Raw genomic sequence first — 19,081 nt, 5'->3', positions numbered from 1 at the left:
GTCGGACCACCGAGCCGGTCAGTCGGCGCCGGTCATGGAGGCGAGGTAGGTGAGGGCCTGCGCGCTGCGGCTGCCGGGTTCGGGGCTGCCCACCAGGAGTTGCTGGCCCGGGGCGTCGAGGACGTCGAAGGTCTGGTAGGTGAGTTCGACGCGGCCCGCGTCGGGATGGACGAAGACCTTGTAGGCACGGGTGAGGCCGGCGGCCATCTGGTCGCTCCACAGGGCCGCGAACTCCTCAGAGCGGACGAGGAGTTCCGAGACGAGGTCCCCGATGTCGGCATCGTGCGGGAAGCGGGCGGCGTTGAGGCGCAACGCGTGCACCGTGGCGCTGCTGACCAGCGGCCATTCCACGAACACCGTACGGGCCGCGGGGTGGGTGAACAGGATCCTGGGCATGTTGGTCTCCGCCCCGAAGGGCGCCAGGAGCGCGCGGGCGAGCGAGTTCGTGGCCAGGACGTCGAAGGCGGGGCCCAGCACATAGGCGGCGGCCGAGGGGAAGGAGTCGAGCAGGCGCAGCAGGTCCGGGTGGACGTGGTGCCGCGTGCGGTCGGCGGGATGGCCGGGAGCGAGCCCGGCAAGAAGGAAGAGGTGGCCGCGGGCATCGGGGTTCAGCCGCAGGGCGCGCCCGAGGGCCTCGATCACCTGGGCGGAGGGGCGGCGTTCACGGCCCTGTTCCAGACGCGTGTAGTAGTCCGCGCTCACGCCCGTCAGGACGGCGACCTCCTCGCGGCGCAGTCCGGCGACCCGGCGGCGTCCCCCGCCGGTCGGCAGGCCCACGTCGGACGGCTCCAGGCGGGACCGCGCGGCCCGCAGGAAGGCGCCGAGGTCGTTGTCGGACGGATCGGGCATACGGCTCATGCTACTGCCGCCCCGGTCACCTACCGGTGGACGGGCCGGGGCGTACGGGTTCATGGCTCTCCTCTGCGGAACGGCGCGGCGGGGGCGCTCGCGAGGTCCCAGCCTGCCGGGGCGGCGGCGTCCGGTGCAGACCGCGGTGGTCCTGGGTGTGCCGCACCCAGGTACCCCGCACCGGGCCCGGCACGGCCTTCCCGCGCCGCTCCGGCGGGTCGAGGCTGACGGGGCGGCGGCGTTGTCCGGGCCGCCGCGCCCACCCCCTTCCCGGAGAGGACCTCCGCTGTGGACCACGTACTGGAGATCACGACCTTCGCCCCGGCGCCCGGCCGTACGGCCGCCGACTTCGTCGCTGGCAACCAGGACGGCACCGTCGTCGGCATCGTGGCCCGGGACACCGCCGAACAGGCGATGGCCGCCGCCCGCGGGATCACCACGGAGACGGGCGGCTCGTCCGTCCACGCCACCATCGGCCGGCGGACCGTCGACCGGCAGGTGGCCCGCGTGGCGCACACGGCCTGAACGCCGTCCGCTCGGCCGAGGCGACCCCGGCAGGCCGTCCCCGGGCCCCCTTCCGCTCCTTGTCCCTTGCTTCCCCCCGTTCCTTTCGTTCCTTTCGTTCCTTCCATCCGTTCGGAGATCGTCGTGCAGCACCCCACCCCTTCCCCCCACCGCAAGACCGTCCTGGTGACCGGCGCGTCCAGCGGCATCGGCGAGGCCACCGCCCGCCATCTGGCCGCCGCGGGCCACCACGTCGTCCTCGGTGCCCGGCGCGTGGACCGCCTGGCCGGGCTGGTCGCCGAGCTGACCGCCGCCGGCCACAGCGCCGAGTACGTGGAACTGGACGTCACCGACGCGGGCAGTGTCAACGCCTTCGTCTCCGGCGCGCTCGCCCGTCACGGACGCGTGGACGTCCTGGTGAACAACGCGGGCGTGATGGCCCTGTCCCCCGTGGCGTCCCTGCGCGTCGACGAGTGGGACCGGATGATCGACGTGAACCTGCGCGGTGTGCTGCACGGCATCGCCGCCGTCCTGCCCTCCATGCGCGAGGTCCGGTCGGGGCACATCGTCACCGTCGCCTCGACCGCGGCGCTGCGCGTCGACGCGACCGCCGCCGTGTACTGCGCGACCAAGTACGCGGTGCGGGCCCTGTCGGAGGGGCTGCGGCAGGAGAACTCCGACATCCGCGTCACGGTCGTCAGCCCGGGCTTCACCCGTTCCGAACTCACCCTCGCCGGTGGCGATCCCGAGGTGCAGGGCGCGGCCCGGGCCGCCACGGACATGATCGGCCTCCCGGCGTCCGCCGTCGCGGAGGCCGTCGGTTACGCGATCGGCCAGCCGGGCGGGGTCGACGTCAACGAGATCGTCGTACGCCCCACCGTCCAGAACTGACGGAGCATCAATTCCGCTCCGTCAACGCGTGTCCGTGGGCGGCCGCGAGCGGGCCGAGTTCGGGTTCGCCGAACTCGGCCCGCAGGGCGTGGAACCCGGCGACCTTCTCCTCGCCGAACCGGCGGAGCTGTTCGGTGTACGCGGGGAAGGAGAGGAAGCGCGGCGGCGTCGACTTGCTGTGGAACTTGTCCGCGTACATCACCAGCCGCTCCTCGCGGGTCACCGGCACGTAGTCGGCCGGCGGCAGGGGCAGCCCCTGCGCCAGCACGTCGGCCGCGGTGAGGCCGACGCCCGTGTGGCAGGAGCAGAAACGGCACAGCGTCTCGGGAAGGCCCTCGGCCGCGAGGAGGTCGTGGCCGAGAAGGCCGTGGCGCACATACCCGCCGTGGTCCAGGCGGCCGGCGTCGTCGAAGAGCCGGTAGACGCCGATGTCGTGGAGGAGGCATCCCGCGCGCACCAGTTCCGCGTCGACGCCGTCCCCGCCCGGGGCGGTCAGCAGCTGCTCGGCGATGCGCCACACGATCTCGCAGTGCGTGAACACGAGGTCGAAGGCCTCGGCGCTGGGCGCGTGCTTCTCGTGCAGGGCGCGGATCCGCGCGGGGCTGGGGATCGGCATCCCCGGAGCCTAGTGGTCACGGCCGGCCGTGACCCCGGCGGGCTCCGCGGCCGGGTGAACGGGTGCCGCGCCGCGCGGAGTCGGTCCGGGCGGCGGGCTCAGCGATCCGTTCAGGTGGCGGGAAAGCCCCGTTCGCGCTGGATCCGCCGCGCGGACGCGTGTGATGCTGGTGGGGCAGATTCACCACAGGTCTCCGACCGGATCGAGGAGGGTATGGAAGCCGCCGCGTCACCGGCCGATTTCCCGCCCGTGCTCGGACCCCGTACGCCGGACGGTTCCCCGGCCCCGCCCCCGGCCCTCGACCTGGAGAGCGTCCGGGCATCGGCCCTCGTCGTCGACAACGAGGGACGGATCGTCGCGGCCAACGCCGGGGCCCGGCAGCTGTTCCGGAAGTCCGCCGGCGAACTCGCCGGGCAGGACGCCCACGACCTGCTGCACCGCGACAGCCACGGGCACCCGCTGCCCCGCTCCCGCTGCCCGATGCGGGACGCGCTCCTCACCGAGACCACCGCGCAGGGCGACCTCGGCTGGTTCGCCTGCGGTGACGGCACGCTGCTCGGGCTGTCCTGGCTCATCACGCCCTACGCGCCGGCGCCCGGGACGACGGGGGCGCTGGTCCTGCTGCACGAGGGGCGGCAGCGCGAAGCCGCGGCGCGCGGCACCGACACCGCGTCCCCGTCGATGTCCGAACTCGACCGCCTCGCGCTGCTGGCGGAGACCACCACCGGGCTCACCTCGACCCTCGACGTGGACGAGGCCCTGCGGCGGCTGGCGGCCCTGACCGTGCCCCGGCTCGCGGACTGGGCGGTCGTGGACCTGCTGACGGAGGGCGACGAGGTGCGGCGGGCCCTGGTCGTCCAGCACGACAACGGCGTCCTGATCGAGCGCACGGACCTCCAGGGGCCCATGCCGCCGCTGCCGCAGGAATCCCCGATGCCGCTGTCGCGCGCGCTGCGCGGTGCCGCGTCCGCCCTGGCCGGACCCTCGACCTACCAGGGGCCGCCCGACTCCGGGATCGCGGTCGAGCAGCACCGGCTGTTCGCCGCGACCGGCATGCACTCGGCGGCGATCGCGCCCGTCCGTGGGCTCCGGGACGTGCTCGGCGCGCTGACCCTGGGGCGCTCGCAGCGCCCGGACGCCTTCACCGCGGCCGACCTCCCCCTGCTGGAGGACCTGACCCGACGGGCCGGCCTGGCCCTGGACAACGCGCGCCTGTACCAGCGGCAGCGCAAGGTCGCCGAGACGATGCAGCGCCATCTGCTGCCGCAGATGCCGATCGTCCCGGGCCTGGAGATGAAGGCGCGCTATGTGCCCGCCCCGGACGCCTCGCAGGTCGGCGGGGACTGGTACGACGCCTTCCCGCTCGCCGACGGGGCGACGGCGCTTGCCATCGGCGACGTCGTCGGCCACGACCTGGAGGCGGCCGGCGGCATGGCGCAGCTCCGCAACATGCTGCGCGCCTTCGCCTGGTCCCAGCCGGAGAGCCCCAGCACCGTCGTCACCCAGCTCGACGGGGCCGTCATGCACATCGCGGAGGTCCCCATGGCCACGATGCTGCTCGCCCGGCTGACCTGCGACGACGGACTGTGGCAACTGCAGTGGACGAACGCCGGCCACCCGCCGCCCCTGCTCATCACCTACGACGGCCGGGCCCGCTACCTCACCGACGCGCACGGCATCCTGCTCGGCACCGGCAGCACCAAGCCGCGACGCGACGCCGTCGTCAGCCTGCCGCCCCGGTCCACGCTGATGCTCTACACGGACGGACTGATCGAGTCCCCCAGCCACTCGCTCGACCACGGCCTGGACCTGCTCAGCAAACACGCCGCCGCGCTCGCCCGCCGTGCGCTGGACTCCTTCAGCGACACGCTCCTGGAGCAGGTGCGCCCCGCGGACAACGACGACGACGTGGCCTTCCTCGCGGTACGCACGCCCGACGCGGGCGGATGAACCGGCGGGCCGCGGGGGGCGGCCGGTACGCCGCCCGCACCGCGGACACCGTCCGTCGGGCCGTCAGGCCTTGAGGGCCCGGCTGTGCAGAGCCGTGACGGCCTTGCGGGCCGACAGGATCGCCCCGTGCTGCCAGGCGTCCATGTAGGACAGCCAGTCCCCGGCGAAGAGCACCCGTCCGGCCGGCTCGTTGAGCGGTTTGTACACGGCGGCGTCCGGGCCACCGGGAATGCTGTGCCAGGCACCCTCGAGATGGCGTACGCGCTTCCAGGCGATGGAGAAGGAGTGGGCCAGTTCGGTCCGGTACTTCTCGCCGTGGATCTTCACGCCCTGGAGGACGGCGCGGGCCTCGCGCTCGGCGGGGGTGAGCGCCGCGTAGGCGTCGGCGTTCGCCCCGGTGTTGTAGTAGCCGACGACGACGCCGCGTTCGCCGTGGTGACCGTAGGACGGGTACCAGATGTGGGAGAGGTCCAGGTCGGTCTCGGTGATGCCGCCGTAGATCCGGTGGTCGGTCTCCCACCAGCGGCTGCGGTACTCCAGTCCGATCTTGCCGGCCGACGAGGGCCGGATTGTGGTGAGCGCGGTCTGTACGTCGGGGCCGAGGTTGTGCGTCAGCTTGGCGAGCAGGTGCGGCGGCATGGCCGCGACGCAGTAGTCCGCCTCCAACTGCCGCTGCCGGCCGTGCGGGTCGGTGTAGCCGACGGTCACCCCCCGCGCCGACTGCACGAGCGAGGTGGCCTGGCACCCGTACCGGAACCGGTGGGATCCGATGGCCTTCGCGAAGGCCTTCGGTATCCGGTCCATGCCGCCGACCGGCTGGAACATCAGCATCGCCTGGTCGAACTCGAACTCGAAGGCGAAGTGCCGCCCCACGCCGGAGGCGAAGACCTCCGAGGCACTGGGCAGACCCCCGAGCAGCGTCCCGGGGGTGCCGGCGGCACCGGGCCAGGTGGTGTAGCCGCGGTTGGCGCCCCCTGTGTACGCCCAGTCCTCGTTCCGGCCGCCGATCTCGCCGAAACCCTCCAGGAAGGACAGCAGCCGCTCCTTGTCGGCGGCGGTCAGCTCCTTGTCCAGCGCGCCCTGGTCGGTGGCCTTCGCGAGCAGTTCGCTGACGTACCCGTAAGTGTCGGCCTTGGCCGTGCGATAGCGCATCGGGTTGCCGGGCCGCATGCCCGCCGACTCGTGGTAGATGTACGCGTCGGCATTGGTATTGGTGAAGACCTCGATGGGCACGCCGAGTTCGCGGCAGTAGTCGAGGGTGACCATCCACTGGGCCAGCCGGGCCGGTCCGGCGTTGAGGTACTGCCCCTCGGAGAACCGGGCTTTCTGCGTGCGGCCGTCGAGGTCGGTGTGGGAGTCCCCGCCGCGGACCGTGTAGTTGCGGCCGCCCGGCCGGTCGCGCGGCTCGAGGATCGTGCAGTCGTAGCCGGCCTTGCCCAGTTCGTACGCCGTCGTCAGGCCGGCGATGCCCCCGCCCAGGACGACGACCTTGCCCGCGGCCCGTCCGGTGAGGTGGAAGTCGGCGGCGCTCGGCGCCCGGAAGTCGCTGTCGCGGCCCGCCGCCTCGGCGGTGGGCGCCAGCCCCATCGCGCCCATCGTGGCGAACATCGCGCCCGCACCGCCGGTGATGCCGACGGCGCGCAGAAATCCCCTGCGGTCGAGTCCTGTTGGCTGCCCCTGCGTCATGAGTCGCCCTCTCTCGATCTGCCGGTGTGCACGCCGATCTTCGAGGGGGGCTGTTACGGGCGGCGCGGCCGGGCGTCACGGGGTGATGTCGGCGCCCGCGCGCATGTGAACTGCGGGAAAACTCGCAAGTGCTGACGCTTCGTCACGGCAGCGGGGAGAACCGGCTGCCGCGGCTGCGATGAGTCCCGCGTCGCCCGCGGGTCTACCTGCCGAACGGGACAACCGACGCAACAGGAGCACGGCATGGGCCTCGTCCACATCGAACTGTTCGCGACCCTCGACCTCGTCGGGCAGGCGCCCGGCGGTCCCGACGAGGACCCGGTGGGGTTCCCGTTCGGCGGCTGGCAGGCGCCCCTGATGGACGAGGTCGCCGGGGCGCAGATCGCCGCCGCCTACGAGGGCACGGACGCCCTCCTGCTCGGCCGGCGGACGTACGACATCTTCGCCGCCTACTGGCCGCACCAGAAGGACGGCCAGGACGGCGACATCGCCTCGCTGTTCAACAGCGTCCCGAAGTACGTCGCGTCCCGCGGCAGGCCCGACCTCTCGTGGGCCGGGTCCACGCACCTCGGCCCCGATCTCGCCGCCGCGGTGCACGCGATCCGCGACCGGCACCGGAACGTGAAGGTCGTCGGCAGCCTCAACCTGGTGCAGACCCTCCTGCGCGAGAAGCTCTTCGACCGTCTCGACCTCTGGGTGCACCCGATCGTGCTCGGCGTCGGCAAGAAAGTCTTCGACGGCGGCACGGTCCCCACGAACCTCACGCTCCTGGAACCCCCGGCGACCAGCCCGAAGGGCACCGTCCACCTCCGCTACGGGCTCGCCGCCGGCACCCCCGCGACGGGCGACATGACCGCCCCCGACCGCGGCACGAACCGCGACGCCTGAGCCGCCGGTGCAGTGCCCGGTGAGGTTGTTCAGGTGCTCGTGCTCACGTGGCTCCAGAGGATTCCGCTGCTCAGCAGCACATTGTGGGCGAAGCGGAAGCCCCACAGGACCATGAGGGACCCGATAACGAGCGCGCCCGCACGCTTCAGCCGGTGGTGCCTGCCATCCACCACCGGAACGACGACGAAGGCCTCGTTGAGAAAGCGTGTCGTGCGGCCGGGTATCACCACCAGGCACAAGCCAAGGCCCAGGAGCGTCAGGGCAGCCAGAACGGCCACCAGCGTCGCGCCCGCGAATCCGCGCATCAGGCATCCTCCGTCTCGCCGAACAGCCCCACGTTAGGGGGTCCCCGCGGTTCCCCCGCGTCTGTTGACGCTGCTCTGACGCCCGGGTGATCGGCTTTTTCGCTGGAGTCGTTCAAGCAGTCCGGGGCCGAGGTGCAGTTGCGGCGGCCCACCATCGAGTCCGGGGAGTGACGCGGCCGGAGCGGGCCGACGGGACCCCCGTCCCCGCTCCCCGATCAGCGCTGCACAATATGTCAAGATTTGCGGCATTTTGTACGCTGGTCCCATGGAGCGTCGCAAGCAGGCCGCCGACCGTTCCCCGACCGCCCTGGACGCGCCGCGTCCGGCCGGTCGCGGTCCGCGGGTGAGCCTGCGCGAGCAGCAGCGGGATCTGACCCGCAACCGGGTGCTGGACGGGGCGGTCACCGTCTTCACCACGACGTCGTTCGTGCACGCCACGATGGAGGACATCGCGGCGGCGAGCGGTGTCACCCGGGCCACGGTCTACGCGCACTTCGGCGGCAAGGCGGCGATCATCGCGGCCCTGTCCGACCGGGTGTACGCGGTCGCCGACCGCCTGTACGCCGACCTCGCCGCCGTCCCCGAGTGGACGCGTGCCGCCGTCCGCGCGTGGCTGGACCGCGCGGCGGCGGACTGGCGCGCGCTGGCGCCCACGATCCGGGTGCTCTTCGCCGCCACGCCGTCGGCCGCCGGTGACGACGGAAGCGTCCGGGAACGCTACGTGGCCGCGCACGAACGGTACGTGGACCTGCTGACCCACGACACCGCGCGCTGGCGGGGCGTGTCCCGCGAGGAGGCCCGGCAGCGGGCGCTGATGGCCGCGCTCCAGACGGGTTCGTTCCTGACCACATGGATCGCGGGAGGTCTGCCGGTGGGTACCGCCGACCCGTTGGACCTGCTCGCTGACGACCTCTGCCATCTGCTCGGCCCCGCGCTGCCGCCGTGAGGGCTCCCGCAGCGCCCGCATCCCCCACCCCCTCAGCGCAGGAGTTGCCATGGCCGTCACCGAACCGAGGACCTATCCCTTCACCGCGGCCGACCGGCTGACCGTGGACCCGATGTTCGCCGAGCTGCGCGACAACGAGCCGATGTGCCGGGTCCGCTTCCCGTACGGCGAGCCCGCCTGGCTCGTCACGCGGTACGAGGACGTCAGGACCGTCCTGGGCGACCCGCGATTCAGCCGGGCCGAGGCCGCCCGCCGCGACGAGCCGCGGCTGCGGCCCGGCCGGGGTCTGCCCGGCAACATCCTGGAACTCGACCCGCCCGAGCACACCAGGGTGCGCCGGGTCGTGGCGAAGGCGTTCACCGCACGCCACGTCGAGCGGCTGCGGCCCCGCACCGAGCAGATCGCCGCCGGCCTGCTCGACGCGATGGTCGCCAAGGGCGCACCTGCCGACCTCGTGGAGGACTTCGCGCTGCCGCTGCCGGTCACCGTCATCTGCGAGCTGCTGGGTGTGCCGTACGAGGACCGCACCGCGTTCCGCAGGTGGTCGGACGCCCTGCTGTCCACCACGAAGTTCACCCCCGAGCAGGTCGAGGAATGCACGCGTCAGCTCATGGAGTACATGGCCGGCCTGATCGCCCGGCGGCGGGACGGCTCCGCGCCCGGGGACGACTTGCTCAGCTCGCTCGTCGCCGCCCGCGACGAGGAGGAACGGCTCTCGGAGCAGGAACTGGTGGTCCTCGCCATCGCGCTGCTCGTCGCGGGCCACGAGACGACGGCCACGCAGATCCCCAACTTCGTCTACACCCTCCTCACCCACCCCCGGCAACTGGAGGCGCTGCGCGCCGACCCGGGGCTGGTACCGCAGGCGGTCGAGGAGCTGATGCGCTTCGTCCCCCTGGGCAACGGCGCCGGGATGCCGCGCTATGCGACGGAGGACGTCGAGTTGAGCTGCGGCACGGTGCGCGCCGGGGAGGCGGTCGTGGTCGCCGCCGTGTCCGCCAATCGCGACGCGTCGGTGTACACCGACCCGGACCGGCTCGACCTGCGGCGCGAGGAGGCCACGCACGTCGGCTTCGGGCACGGACCGCACCACTGCCTCGGTGCCCAACTGGCCCGCATGGAGCTCCAGGTGGCCCTCGCCTCCCTGCTGGCGCGGCTGCCCGGTCTGCGGTTCGCGGACCGGGAGGAGTCCGTCGTGTGGAAGTCGGGCGTCGCACTGCGCGGCCCGGAGTACCTGCCCGTCACCTGGGACGGCCCCTGATCCCCCACCCCCACCCGCACCACCCGGCAACCGAGGACACGACCATGACCTGGCAGATCAGCGTGGACGAGCACACCTGCATGGGCACCGGCGCCTGCGCCGGCATCGCCCCCGAGCACTTCGAGGTCCGGGACGGCGTCTCGCACCCCCGGCATCCGCAGACCGAACCGGCGGACGTCCTCGTCGACGCGGCCGAGTCCTGCCCCGTCGAGGCGATCATGATTCGGGACGCGGGCACGGGCGAGGTCGTCGCACCCGAGGAGTAGCGCTCCGCCGCGGCCGACGCGCGCACCGCCGGGGGCGGTGTCCGCGCGACCCCTTAACCTGCGCTCATGACCGCCACCCTCGGGGACTACCTCTCCCTGATCGATGAGCTGCTCGCAGGTCTGTTCCCGGAGACGGAGGCCGACGACGCGAACGGCTACGGCGGCCCGCACCACCGGGTGTGCGTTCTGTGGAACAGCCGGGACTTCTGGGACGACGACGGGCAGGCGTGGCGGGAGGCCGAAGCGGATGGGCGGGCCCGCCTGGACGCGCTGATCGCCGCGCTCGCGCCGCGTTGGGGCGCTCCGGTGGAGATCGACCTGTGGCCGTATCTCAAGGCCGGTATCGACGGCGAGGAAGTGCCCGAGCCGCTGTTCTCCCTCAGCCAGCAGTTCGTCAGCCTGCAAGCAGCGTGGCCGGTCCGGGATCGTGACCGCTGGCTCGCGCTCGCCGTGGGCCAGGCGGACAAGGAGCTGCCGTTCGAACTGCTGGCCGCGGTCGGGCGGGGGCCTGTGCCGGCCTGAGGTGGGCGGCGGTCACGTGGGGGGCCGGTCCGCTCCCGCCAGCCATGGCGCCAGCACCGTGAAGTCCCGTTCCGTCAGGCCCCGCTTGGGGTCGACGCGGTGGAGCAGGGCGTGCGCGCCCTGGGCGGCGACCCAGTCGCGGTCGGCGCCGGTGATCTCGTCGTCTGCCCAGGCGAAGGGCCGTCCGGCCGCCCGGCGCAGGAGGGTGCGGGTCTTCCAGTGCAGCCCCGCCCGTTCGTCGCGCGCGTCGTCGGCGGACGGCTCCGGCCAGGTCACCGAGGGCAGGGCCGGCAGGCCGAGGCGGGGGGCCACGGAGGTGTTGGCGTCCTCGGCCCTCCAGGAGGTCGCCCGGACCGGCTCGCAGGGCAGTGCCAGCAGTTTCGGACCGAGGGCGGGATCGATCCGGTCCAGCAGCGGGTTCGCGTCCTCCCCCGGGAACGCGGGAACCGCGGGGAAGACAGGGTGGCCGGCCGGGGAGCCGAAGGGGATCAGCGGTCCGTCGATGTCGAGGAAGAGCAGCGGGCGGGACATCCGGGCAGGCTAGCGGTGCCCGGACGACCCGTCAGCCCGTGCAGCCGGTCCCGAGCGGGCTGACGGTGAGCCGGTCGCCCTTCTCGGTGCGGGTGGCGGTGTCGTAGGTGGCGGCGTCGACGCGGTACCAGACGTCGTCGAGGCGTACGCACCACCGCTCGGCGTGCACGACGCGGGGGTATGTCTCGGTGCCGCGCGGGACCTTGTGGCAGTCGCGCTCGTGCTCGGTGGTGTACCAGGTCCGGGTGGTCCGGCGCTTGCCGGAGCCGCTGGACGAGGTGTGCCGCACCTTGCGCGTGCGGTCGGTGCACGCGTCGACCATGCGGGGCCGCGTGGCGGGCACCGTCTTCCGGGGGTCGTGGCGGTAGGTGTCGAGCACTCCGGTGACGGTGTCGTCCGAACCCCGGGGGGCGCCCTTCGCGGCCACCGGGCCGGAGGAGGCGGCAGATGTGCCGGAGCCCGAGGGGGAACCGGCGCACGCGCCCAGGAGGGCGGCCAGGATGACGGCTGCCACAGCGGTGGCGCCCGGTCGGAGACGGCTGTGCACGGGTGTCGCGTGTCCTCTGTGTGACGGGGCCGCCCGGCTCGGGCGGCGCCGCCCTTTGTACACCCTGCGCCGATCATGACCGGCACCGGCCGGGTGGCTGTCCCGGGGACCCCGGTGCCACCGGCCGGTGACGGTGCGTCAATTGACCTTCCCGGGAACGGTCAGTGGTCGTCCCAGTGCCCCTCGTGGGCCGCGTGGCGGTGGCCGTCGTGCACGAAGTCCGTGTGGTCGCCGTGCCGTACCGCGACGTGGCCGCAGTCCTCGCCGTGCTGGTGGGCGTGCTCCCCGTGGGTGACGTGGGCGTTCTTGTCGCACTCGTCGACGTGGTCCTCGTGGGCGCGGTGCACGTGCCCGTCGTGGGCGTAGTCGGTGTGGTCGTCGTGCCGGAAACCGACGTGGCCGCAGTTCTCGCCGTGGACGTGCTCGTGGTGGTCGTGGGGGTGGTGCGGGCTGGCCATCATGGACTCCTGGTTCCTCGGTGGCGTCCGCCGGCCGGGTGGCGGACCGCGATTCGGCGGCGACCTTAACTCGTCCGCGTTCATGCCGTTATGTCCGACACGGCATCCCGGTCGACGGTGCCCGCCGGACGGTGCGTCAGATCACACGGATGCCGATGACACAGGTGTCGTCGTCGGTGTCGGAGCGGCTGCCAGCGAGGAGCCGGTCGAGGCGCTGCTCCAGCGAGGAGGCGGCGGCGTCGCGGGCGGTCGCCAGGAGGTGGGCGACCGAGTCGGTCACGGAGCTGTCCCGGCGCTCGACCAGGCCGTCGGTGTACATCAGCAGCGTGTCCCCGGGCCGCAGGCGGGTCTCCTGTTCCTCGTACGCGGTCTCGGGAACGGCGCCGAGCAGAATGCCCTGCCCCGGCGGCAGCGTGATCGCCTCCTCGCCCCGGAGCAGGGCAGGGGGGAGGTGGCCGGCCCTCGCCCAGCGCAGCGAGCGCGTGGCGGGGATGTACAGGCCGCAGACGACGGTCGCCGTCACACGGTCCGTCAGGTGGTACGCCACGACATTGAGCCAGGACAGCAGTTGCCCGGGGCCGGCACCGGTGACGGCGAGCCCGCGCAGGGCGTTGCGCAGGACGACCATGCTCGTCGCGGCCTCGATCCCGTGACCCGCCACGTCGCCGACGCACAGCAGGACGTGCCCGGACGGCAGCACGACCGCGTCGTACCAGTCCCCACCGACCAGGGACTCCGTCTCCGCGGGCCGGTACCGCACGGCCACCTCCAGGCCGGGGGCGTCCAGCGGTCCGCGGGTGGGCGGCATGATGGCGTGCTGCAACTGCAGGGCGAGCCGGTCGCTTTCGGCGGCCTGCTCCTCGGAGTGGGCGAGCCGGTCCTGTGTCGCGGCGAGCGCCACCTCCGTCCAGTGCTGGGAGGAGACGTCCTGGTAGGCACCGCGTACGGCGAACAGCCGGCCGTCGGTGTCCAGCACGGGTTCGGCGACGACGCGGATGTGCCGGGTGACGCCGTCGGGGCGCCGCAGCCGGAAGGCGACGGAGGCGGGCCGGTGGTGGCGCGAGACCGTGCGCAGGAAGCGGCCGATCGCCGCGGAGTCGTCGGCATGGGCGTGCAGACGCAGGTCCTCCAGCGGCACCGGGGCGGAGTGCTCGTTCTTGCCGTACAGGGCGAACAGTTCGCTGTTCCACGTGATCGCGCCGGTGCGGACGTTCTCCTCGAAGCCGCTCAGCCCGCCGAGCCGCTGGGCGTGCTGCAGGAGGTCGTCCAGCCGGGCCGTCTCGTCCTCCGGACGCCAGATCAGCAGCAGGTGCGCGCCGTGCCGGCTGATGCCGACCTCGGCCACGACGGTCAGCTCGACGTGCTCGATGAGCGAGCTCAGGACCATGTGCCGGGCACGGAAGGGTTCGCCGGTGGCCAGCACGCGCACGGCCGCGTCGAAGACGTGGCCGTCGCCCGCGCCCGAGGGGTAGGCCTCCAGGAGGGTGGCTCCGCTGACGGCGCCGCGGGGGCGTCCGGCGGGGTCCACGAAGCTCGCGTTGGTGTGGCTGATGCGGAAGTCCGTCACGTTCCCGTCGCCGCCGGTGAGCGGTGTGAGCACCACCGCGGGGTCGTGGAGTGCGTCGCAGATGTCGATCAGCTCGTCGACCGGCAGTGGGCCCGGCGCCCCGGGGACGGGGGCCAGGGTGTGCGCGCACAGTCCGGCCAGCGCGTCGATCTGCCGCAGGACCGCCGGGGACAGCGGGGGCGGCTCCTCCGGCCAGCAGATCTCCAGGACCACGTCGACGCGCCCGCCCTCGCCCGCGGGCACCGCGATGCGACCGCCGGCGCCGCACTCCGGCCGCATCGAGGGGACGTCCTCCTCCGGGGCCGGAACAGCGTGGAAGGCGAGCGGCGCGCGCCCCTCCAGGGCGCGCCGGGCGACGGTCGCCACCGTGGGCGGCACGTAGCGCCAGCGCCGCGCCTCGGGCTCGGTGTACCCGGCGTGACCGGCCAGGGTGAGGGAGCCGTCGGGTCCGGCCGCCCAGATCGCGACGGCGCAGGCGCCCAGCGGGGCCAAGGCGTGCTCCAGCAGTGACGACGCGACGGTCTGCGTGTCCGTGGCGGCCAGAACGCCGCTCTCCGCGGTGCGCAGGCGCACCCCGGGAGGGGAGCCGGCGGCGTCCGCCGGAGCCGCCGCGGGCCCGTGCGCCACGACCTCGCCGACGGCGCCGGCGGCGTCGCTGATGCGGTCGTGCGCCGCGTCGTTGACCACGTCCGCCGCCAGTTCCAGGCGGGGGACGCCCGCGGCGGCGGCGAGCCGGGTCAGTTGCCGGTCCGCCTCGGCGGGGCCGCAGCCCAGCCGTGCCACCAGTACGCCCTTGGCCAGTTCGATCAGGGCGCGGCCGTCCGCCACGGCCTGGGCCTCCTGGAGTTGCCGCCGCAGGCTCTCCACGGTGGCGGCGAGCCGTCCGGCGGCGGCCGCGGAGGGCGTCGCGTCCGGGCGAGGGGGTTCCGGGTCCGGCCGGGCCGGTCCCGGGCGGTCGGAGGCGGTCACGGCGGCGGAGGTTCCCCGGCGGTCGGTGCGGGTCGTTTCATGGGGCCAGCCAGTAGCGCACGCGGGAGAGCAGGTCGTCGGCGTCGAAGGGTTTGGTGACGTAGTCGCTCGCGCCGACGGCCAGGTTCTTCTCGCGGTCGCCGGGCATCGCCTTGGCGGTGACGGCGATGATGGGCAGCCCGGCGTACTCGGGCATCGCGCGGATCTCCGCGGTCGCGGCGTAGCCGTCCATCTCCGGCATCATCACGTCCATCAGGACGAGGTCGACCTCGGGGTGCGCGATCAGGGTCTCGATGCCGCTGCGGCCGTTGTCCGCGCGCAGCACCCGGATGCCCCGCAGTTCCAGGATGCCGGTGATGGCGAACATGTTGCGCGCGTCGTCGTCCACCACCAGCACGGTGCGCCCGGCCAGGGACGGCGCCGCGGGCTCGTCGTCCGCCGCGGGCCGCGGGGCCTGCCGCGGCGGGGGCGTGGGCGGGGCGTCCGCGGGCCTGCGGGGCGACAGGTGCGCGGCGATGCGTGCGCGCAGTTCGTCGAGGCCGGTGAGGAGTTCCACGCGCTGTGCGCGGGCCTGCGCCCGCAGGACCGCGTCCGCCTCGGCGTCGCCGGAGCCGCCGCGGTAGGCCAGGACGGGGACGGACGCGAGCGCGGGGTCCTGGCGCAGTTCCCGGACGATGCGTGCGGCCTCGCCCTGCGGCAGTCCGAGGTCGAGCACCACGCACTCGACGGGCCCTGCGGATTCGGCGGATTCGGCGGGTTCGGCGGAGAGCACCGCGGCCGCCTCCGGCGCGCCCACGGCGGTGACGATGTCGACGGTCTCCTCCGGAGGCGGCGCGCCGGGGCCGGTCACCAGGTCGGCGAGGGCGCTCTCGGCGACCAGCGACAGCAGTCCGCGGGGCCGCGGTTCGACCACCAGCAGGCGGCGTTCACGTCGTGGCGCCGCCGCCCCGGGGGCCGCGTCGCCGGCCGGCTCCGATGCCGTGGCCGGGTCCTCGGTCGCGCCGTCGCCGCCGCAGGGCTCCATCGCGGCGGCGCGGCCGAGGGCCGGCTCCGGCGCGGGCTCCTGTGCGGTGCGCGGCACACGCGCGAAGGGCAGGTAGAGGGTGAAGGTGCTGCCGCTGCCGAGACTGCTCCGGGCCGTGACCGCGCCGCCCAGCAGGTGGGCGATCTCCCGGCTGATGGACAGCCCGAGGCCCGTGCCGCCGTACTTGCGGCTGGTCGTGCCGTCGGCCTGCTGGAAGGCACCGAAGATCGTCTCCAGCTGCCGCTCGGCGATGCCGATCCCGGTGTCGGTGACACGGAACGCGATGGCCCCGTCCTCCGCCTCGACGCCGGACGGCAGTTCACCGGCCGCGACCGTTTCGACGCGCAGCCCCACCTGACCCTCCTCGGTGAACTTCACCGCGTTGGAGAGCAGGTTGCGCAGCACCTGCCGGAGCCGGGCCTCGTCGGTGCGGAGCTCGTCCGGGACGCCGGGCCCGGCGGCGACGTCGAACGTGAGCCCCTTCTCCGTGGTCATCGGCCGGAACGTCGCCTCGATGTACTCCACGATCCGCCGCAGCGGGATCGGTTCGACGTTGACGTCCATCTTCCCGGCCTCGATCTTGGACAGGTCGAGGATGTCGTTGATCAGCTCCAGCAGGTCCGATCCGGCCGAGTGGATGATGCCGGCGTACTCGACCTGCTTGGGCGTGAGGTTCCGGGTCGCGTTCTGCGCGAGCAACTGGGCGAGGACGAGGAGGCTGTTGAGCGGTGTGCGCAGTTCGTGGCTCATGTTGGCCAGGAACTCCGACTTGTAGGTCGAGGCGAGGTCCAGTTCGCGGGCCCGGGTCTCCAGTTCCTGGCGGGCCTGCTCGATCTCCAGGTTCTTGATCTCGATGTCGCGGTTCTGGGCGGCCAGGAGCGTCGCCTTCTCCTCCAGTTCGGCGTTGGACCGCTGCAACTCGTCCTGCTGCACCTGGAGTTCCTCGGAGCGGGCCCGCAGTTCCCCGGCCAGGCGCTGGGACTCCTGCAGCAGTTCGTCGGTGCGGGCGTTGGCCAGGATGGTGCTGACGTTGACACCGATGGTCTCCCTCAGCTGCTCCAGGAAGTCGCGGTGCACAGCGGTGAAGGCCGCGAAGGAGGCCAGTTCGATGACGCCGAGCACCTGGTCCTCGACCACGACCGGCAGCACGATGAGTCCGGCGGGGGCCGCCGACCCCAGCCCGGAGGAGATGACGTAGCCCGCGGGCACCTCGTCGACGGCGATCGTCCGGCGGCTGCGCGCGACCTGTCCGACCAGGGACTCGCCGAGCGCGAAACGCTCCCCCGCCCGGGTCCCGGAGGGCCGGCCGTAGGAGCCGACCATCCGCAGGACGGTGCTGTCGCCGCTCTCGTCGGCCAGGTAGAAGGCTCCGTACTGGGCGTCGACAAGGGGGGTCAGCTCGTCCATGACGAGCTCCGCCACCACGTCCAGCTCCCGGTGGCCCTGGAGCAGACCGGAGATGCGCGCCAGGTTCGTCTTGAGCCAGTCCTGCTCGCGGTTGGCGCGGGTGCTCTCGCGCAGGGAGCCGACCATGGCGTTGATGTTGTCCTTGAGCTCGGCGACCTCGCCGGAGGCGTCCACGGTGATCGAGCGGGTGAGGTCGCCCTCGGCGACCGCGCTGGCGACCTCGGCGATCGCCCGGACCTGCCGGGTCAGGTTGCCCGCGAGCTCGTTGACGTTCTCCGTCAGGCGCTTCCAGGTGCCGGACACGCCCTCCACCTCGGCCTGACCGCCGAGCCGCCCCTCGCTGCCGACCTCGCGGGCGACACGGGTGACCTCGGCGGCGAAGGCGGAGAGCTGGTCGACCATCGTGTTGATGGTGGTCTTCAGCTCCAGGATCTCGCCCCGGGCGTCGACGTCGATCTTCCGTGAGAGGTCGCCCCGGGCGACCGCGGTGGTGACCTGCGCGATGTTCCTGACCTGACCGGTCAGGTTGTTGGCCATGGAGTTGACGTTGTCGGTCAGGTCCTTCCACGTGCCGGCCACCGCGGGAACGCGGGCCTGGCCCCCGAGCCGTCCCTCGGTCCCGACCTCGCGGGCGACGCGGGTCACCTCGTCGGCGAACGCCGAGAGGGTGCCGACCATGGTGTTGATGACCCCGGCCAGGGCGGCCACCTCGCCCTTCGCCTCGACCGTGATCTTCTGCGAGAGGTCGCCGCGGGCCACCGCGGTGGCCACCTGGGCAATGGAGCGGACCTGCCCGGTGAGGTTGGAGGCCATCACATTGACGTTGTCGGTGAGGTCCTTCCATGTGCCGGACACGCCGCGCACGGTGGCCTGGCCGCCGAGGTTGCCCTCGGTGCCGACCTCGCGGGCCACCCGCGTCACCTCGTCGGCGAAGGCGGAGAGCTGGTCGACCATCGTGTTGACGGTCTCCTTCAGCTCCAGGATCTCCCCGCGCGCGTCCACCCTGATCTTCTGGGACAGGTCGCCCCCGGCGACCGCCGTGGCGACCTGCGCGATATTCCTGACCTGCGCGGTCAGATTGCCCGCCATGAAGTTCACGGAGTCCGTCAGGTCCCGCCACGTGCCCGAGACGCCCTGGACGTCGGCCTGCCCGCCGAGGTTGCCCTCGGTGCCGACCTCCCGGGCCACCCGCGTCACCTCGTCGGCGAACGAGGAGAGCTGGTCGACCATCGTGTTGACGGTCTCCTTCAGCTCCAGGATCTCCCCGCGCGCGTCGACGTCGATCTTCTGGGAGAGGTCGCCCCTGGCGACCGCGGTGGTGACCTGCGCGATGTTCCTGACCTGGGCGGTCAGATTGCCCGCCATCGCGTTGACGGAGTCCGTCAGGTCCGCCCACGTCCCGGACACGGCGGGCACGTCCGCCTGGCCGCCGAGCACGCCCTCGGTGCCGACCTCGCGGGCCACCCGCGTCACCTCGGAGGTGAACAGCGTCAGCTGGTCGACCATGCCGTTGAACACGGTGGCGATCTCGGCCAGCAGACCGTCCCCGCCGTCGGGCAGACGGGTGCCGAAGTCGCCGTCGCGCACCGCCGTCAGGCCCGCGAGCAGTTGCCGCAGTTCCGGCTCCTCCACCGACATGCCGCCTCGTTCCCGTCGCCTGCTGGGTGCATATGGCACGTATGGCACATGAGTGGCGCATGGGGTCGCCGCCCCCGCCCGGTCGGTGCGGGGCGGACGATCGGCAAGGCCACTTCCCAGTAGACCGCCGGGAGGACGCGCGTGCTACGTCAGTCCCGGGGACGGGGCGGAGGGCGCCACCGGCAAACGGTGCCGCCCTCCGCCGATCCCCGTCCGGCGGTCCAGGGAACCGCCCGGCAGGGTTCCTGCGGAATGC

At 73.1% G+C, this 19,081-nt stretch carries 17 protein-coding genes; 8 read left to right on the top strand and 9 right to left on the bottom strand.

The features are described from left to right. Positions 1-18: 18 nt before the first annotated feature. On the bottom strand, positions 19-849 hold the full coding sequence (locus ABZ883_RS09055; RefSeq protein ID WP_360903906.1) for a helix-turn-helix transcriptional regulator: 831 nt from the start codon (positions 847-849) through the stop codon (positions 19-21). A gap of 288 nt (positions 850-1,137) precedes the next feature. On the opposite strand from ABZ883_RS09055, the gene ABZ883_RS09050 reads away from it, so the two are divergent. Further along, the gene (locus ABZ883_RS09050) at positions 1,138-1,374 is read left to right on the top strand and encodes a hypothetical protein (RefSeq protein ID WP_360903903.1); all 237 of its coding nucleotides are present in this window, start codon (positions 1,138-1,140) and stop codon (positions 1,372-1,374) included. 123 nt (positions 1,375-1,497) lie between these two features. Then, positions 1,498-2,244 carry an SDR family oxidoreductase gene (locus ABZ883_RS09045; RefSeq protein ID WP_360903901.1) on the top strand — a complete coding sequence of 249 codons (747 nt, stop codon included), beginning with the start codon at positions 1,498-1,500 and terminating at the stop codon, positions 2,242-2,244. 7 nt (positions 2,245-2,251) lie between these two features. On the opposite strand, the gene ABZ883_RS09040 is transcribed toward ABZ883_RS09045, so the two are convergent. Next, a complete protein-coding gene (locus ABZ883_RS09040; RefSeq protein ID WP_360903898.1) occupies positions 2,252-2,860 on the bottom strand; it encodes an HD domain-containing protein in 609 nt (202 codons plus the stop codon). Between the two features lie 213 nt (positions 2,861-3,073). On the opposite strand from ABZ883_RS09040, the gene ABZ883_RS09035 reads away from it, so the two are divergent. Continuing rightward, positions 3,074-4,810 (top strand): SpoIIE family protein phosphatase, encoded by a 1,737-nt coding sequence (locus ABZ883_RS09035; RefSeq protein WP_360903895.1) that lies wholly within the window; start codon positions 3,074-3,076, stop codon positions 4,808-4,810. A gap of 63 nt (positions 4,811-4,873) precedes the next feature. Here ABZ883_RS09035 and ABZ883_RS09030 read toward each other — a convergent pair whose 3' ends face one another. After that, on the bottom strand, positions 4,874-6,496 hold the full coding sequence (locus tag ABZ883_RS09030) for a flavin monoamine oxidase family protein (RefSeq protein ID WP_360903892.1): 1,623 nt from the start codon (positions 6,494-6,496) through the stop codon (positions 4,874-4,876). Between the two features lie 243 nt (positions 6,497-6,739). Here ABZ883_RS09030 and ABZ883_RS09025 point away from each other — a divergent pair, with 243 nt between their 5' ends. Further along, on the top strand, positions 6,740-7,384 hold the full coding sequence (locus ABZ883_RS09025) for a dihydrofolate reductase family protein (protein ID WP_360903889.1): 645 nt from the start codon (positions 6,740-6,742) through the stop codon (positions 7,382-7,384). Between the two features lie 29 nt (positions 7,385-7,413). On the opposite strand, the gene ABZ883_RS09020 is transcribed toward ABZ883_RS09025, so the two are convergent. After that, positions 7,414-7,689, bottom strand: a complete 276-nt coding sequence (locus ABZ883_RS09020) for a hypothetical protein (RefSeq protein ID WP_360903886.1) — start codon at positions 7,687-7,689, stop codon at positions 7,414-7,416. 265 nt (positions 7,690-7,954) lie between these two features. Here ABZ883_RS09020 and ABZ883_RS09015 point away from each other — a divergent pair, with 265 nt between their 5' ends. The 4 genes from ABZ883_RS09015 to ABZ883_RS09000 all read left to right on the top strand — a co-directional run bounded on the left by ABZ883_RS09015 (position 7,955) and on the right by ABZ883_RS09000 (position 10,684). Then, a complete protein-coding gene (locus ABZ883_RS09015) occupies positions 7,955-8,635 on the top strand; it encodes a TetR/AcrR family transcriptional regulator (RefSeq protein WP_360903883.1) in 681 nt (226 codons plus the stop codon). Positions 8,636-8,684: 49 nt separating this feature from the next. Then, the gene (locus ABZ883_RS09010) at positions 8,685-9,896 is read left to right on the top strand and encodes a cytochrome P450 (RefSeq protein WP_360903880.1); all 1,212 of its coding nucleotides are present in this window, start codon (positions 8,685-8,687) and stop codon (positions 9,894-9,896) included. A 44-nt stretch (positions 9,897-9,940) separates the two neighbouring features. Beyond that, a complete protein-coding gene (locus tag ABZ883_RS09005) occupies positions 9,941-10,162 on the top strand; it encodes a ferredoxin (protein WP_360903877.1) in 222 nt (73 codons plus the stop codon). A gap of 66 nt (positions 10,163-10,228) precedes the next feature. Further along, on the top strand, positions 10,229-10,684 hold the full coding sequence (locus tag ABZ883_RS09000) for a hypothetical protein (RefSeq protein ID WP_360903874.1): 456 nt from the start codon (positions 10,229-10,231) through the stop codon (positions 10,682-10,684). 12 nt (positions 10,685-10,696) lie between these two features. Here ABZ883_RS09000 and ABZ883_RS08995 read toward each other — a convergent pair whose 3' ends face one another. From ABZ883_RS08995 to ABZ883_RS08975, 5 genes are all read right to left on the bottom strand, one after another. Then, positions 10,697-11,215, bottom strand: a complete 519-nt coding sequence (locus tag ABZ883_RS08995; protein WP_360903871.1) for a hypothetical protein — start codon at positions 11,213-11,215, stop codon at positions 10,697-10,699. A 31-nt stretch (positions 11,216-11,246) separates the two neighbouring features. After that, positions 11,247-11,762 carry a hypothetical protein gene (locus ABZ883_RS08990; protein ID WP_360903868.1) on the bottom strand — a complete coding sequence of 172 codons (516 nt, stop codon included), beginning with the start codon at positions 11,760-11,762 and terminating at the stop codon, positions 11,247-11,249. A gap of 161 nt (positions 11,763-11,923) precedes the next feature. Continuing rightward, positions 11,924-12,220 (bottom strand): hypothetical protein, encoded by a 297-nt coding sequence (locus ABZ883_RS08985; protein WP_360904083.1) that lies wholly within the window; start codon positions 12,218-12,220, stop codon positions 11,924-11,926. 136 nt (positions 12,221-12,356) lie between these two features. Beyond that, positions 12,357-14,756: a SpoIIE family protein phosphatase gene (locus ABZ883_RS08980; RefSeq protein ID WP_360903865.1), complete on the bottom strand. Its 2,400-nt coding sequence runs from the start codon at positions 14,754-14,756 to the stop codon at positions 12,357-12,359. Between the two features lie 37 nt (positions 14,757-14,793). Continuing rightward, positions 14,794-18,825, bottom strand: coding sequence for a HAMP domain-containing protein (locus tag ABZ883_RS08975; RefSeq protein WP_360903862.1), 4,032 nt, complete (start codon positions 18,823-18,825; stop codon positions 14,794-14,796). Positions 18,826-19,081: the final 256 nt, after the last annotated feature.

Origin of the sequence: Streptomyces sp. NPDC046977 (genome assembly GCF_040644455.1) — a bacterium.
Lineage (GTDB): Bacteria > Actinomycetota > Actinomycetes > Streptomycetales > Streptomycetaceae > Actinacidiphila.
The sequence above is the reverse complement of the archived record's forward strand: the minus strand, read 5'-3'. Positions and strand labels throughout refer to the sequence as shown.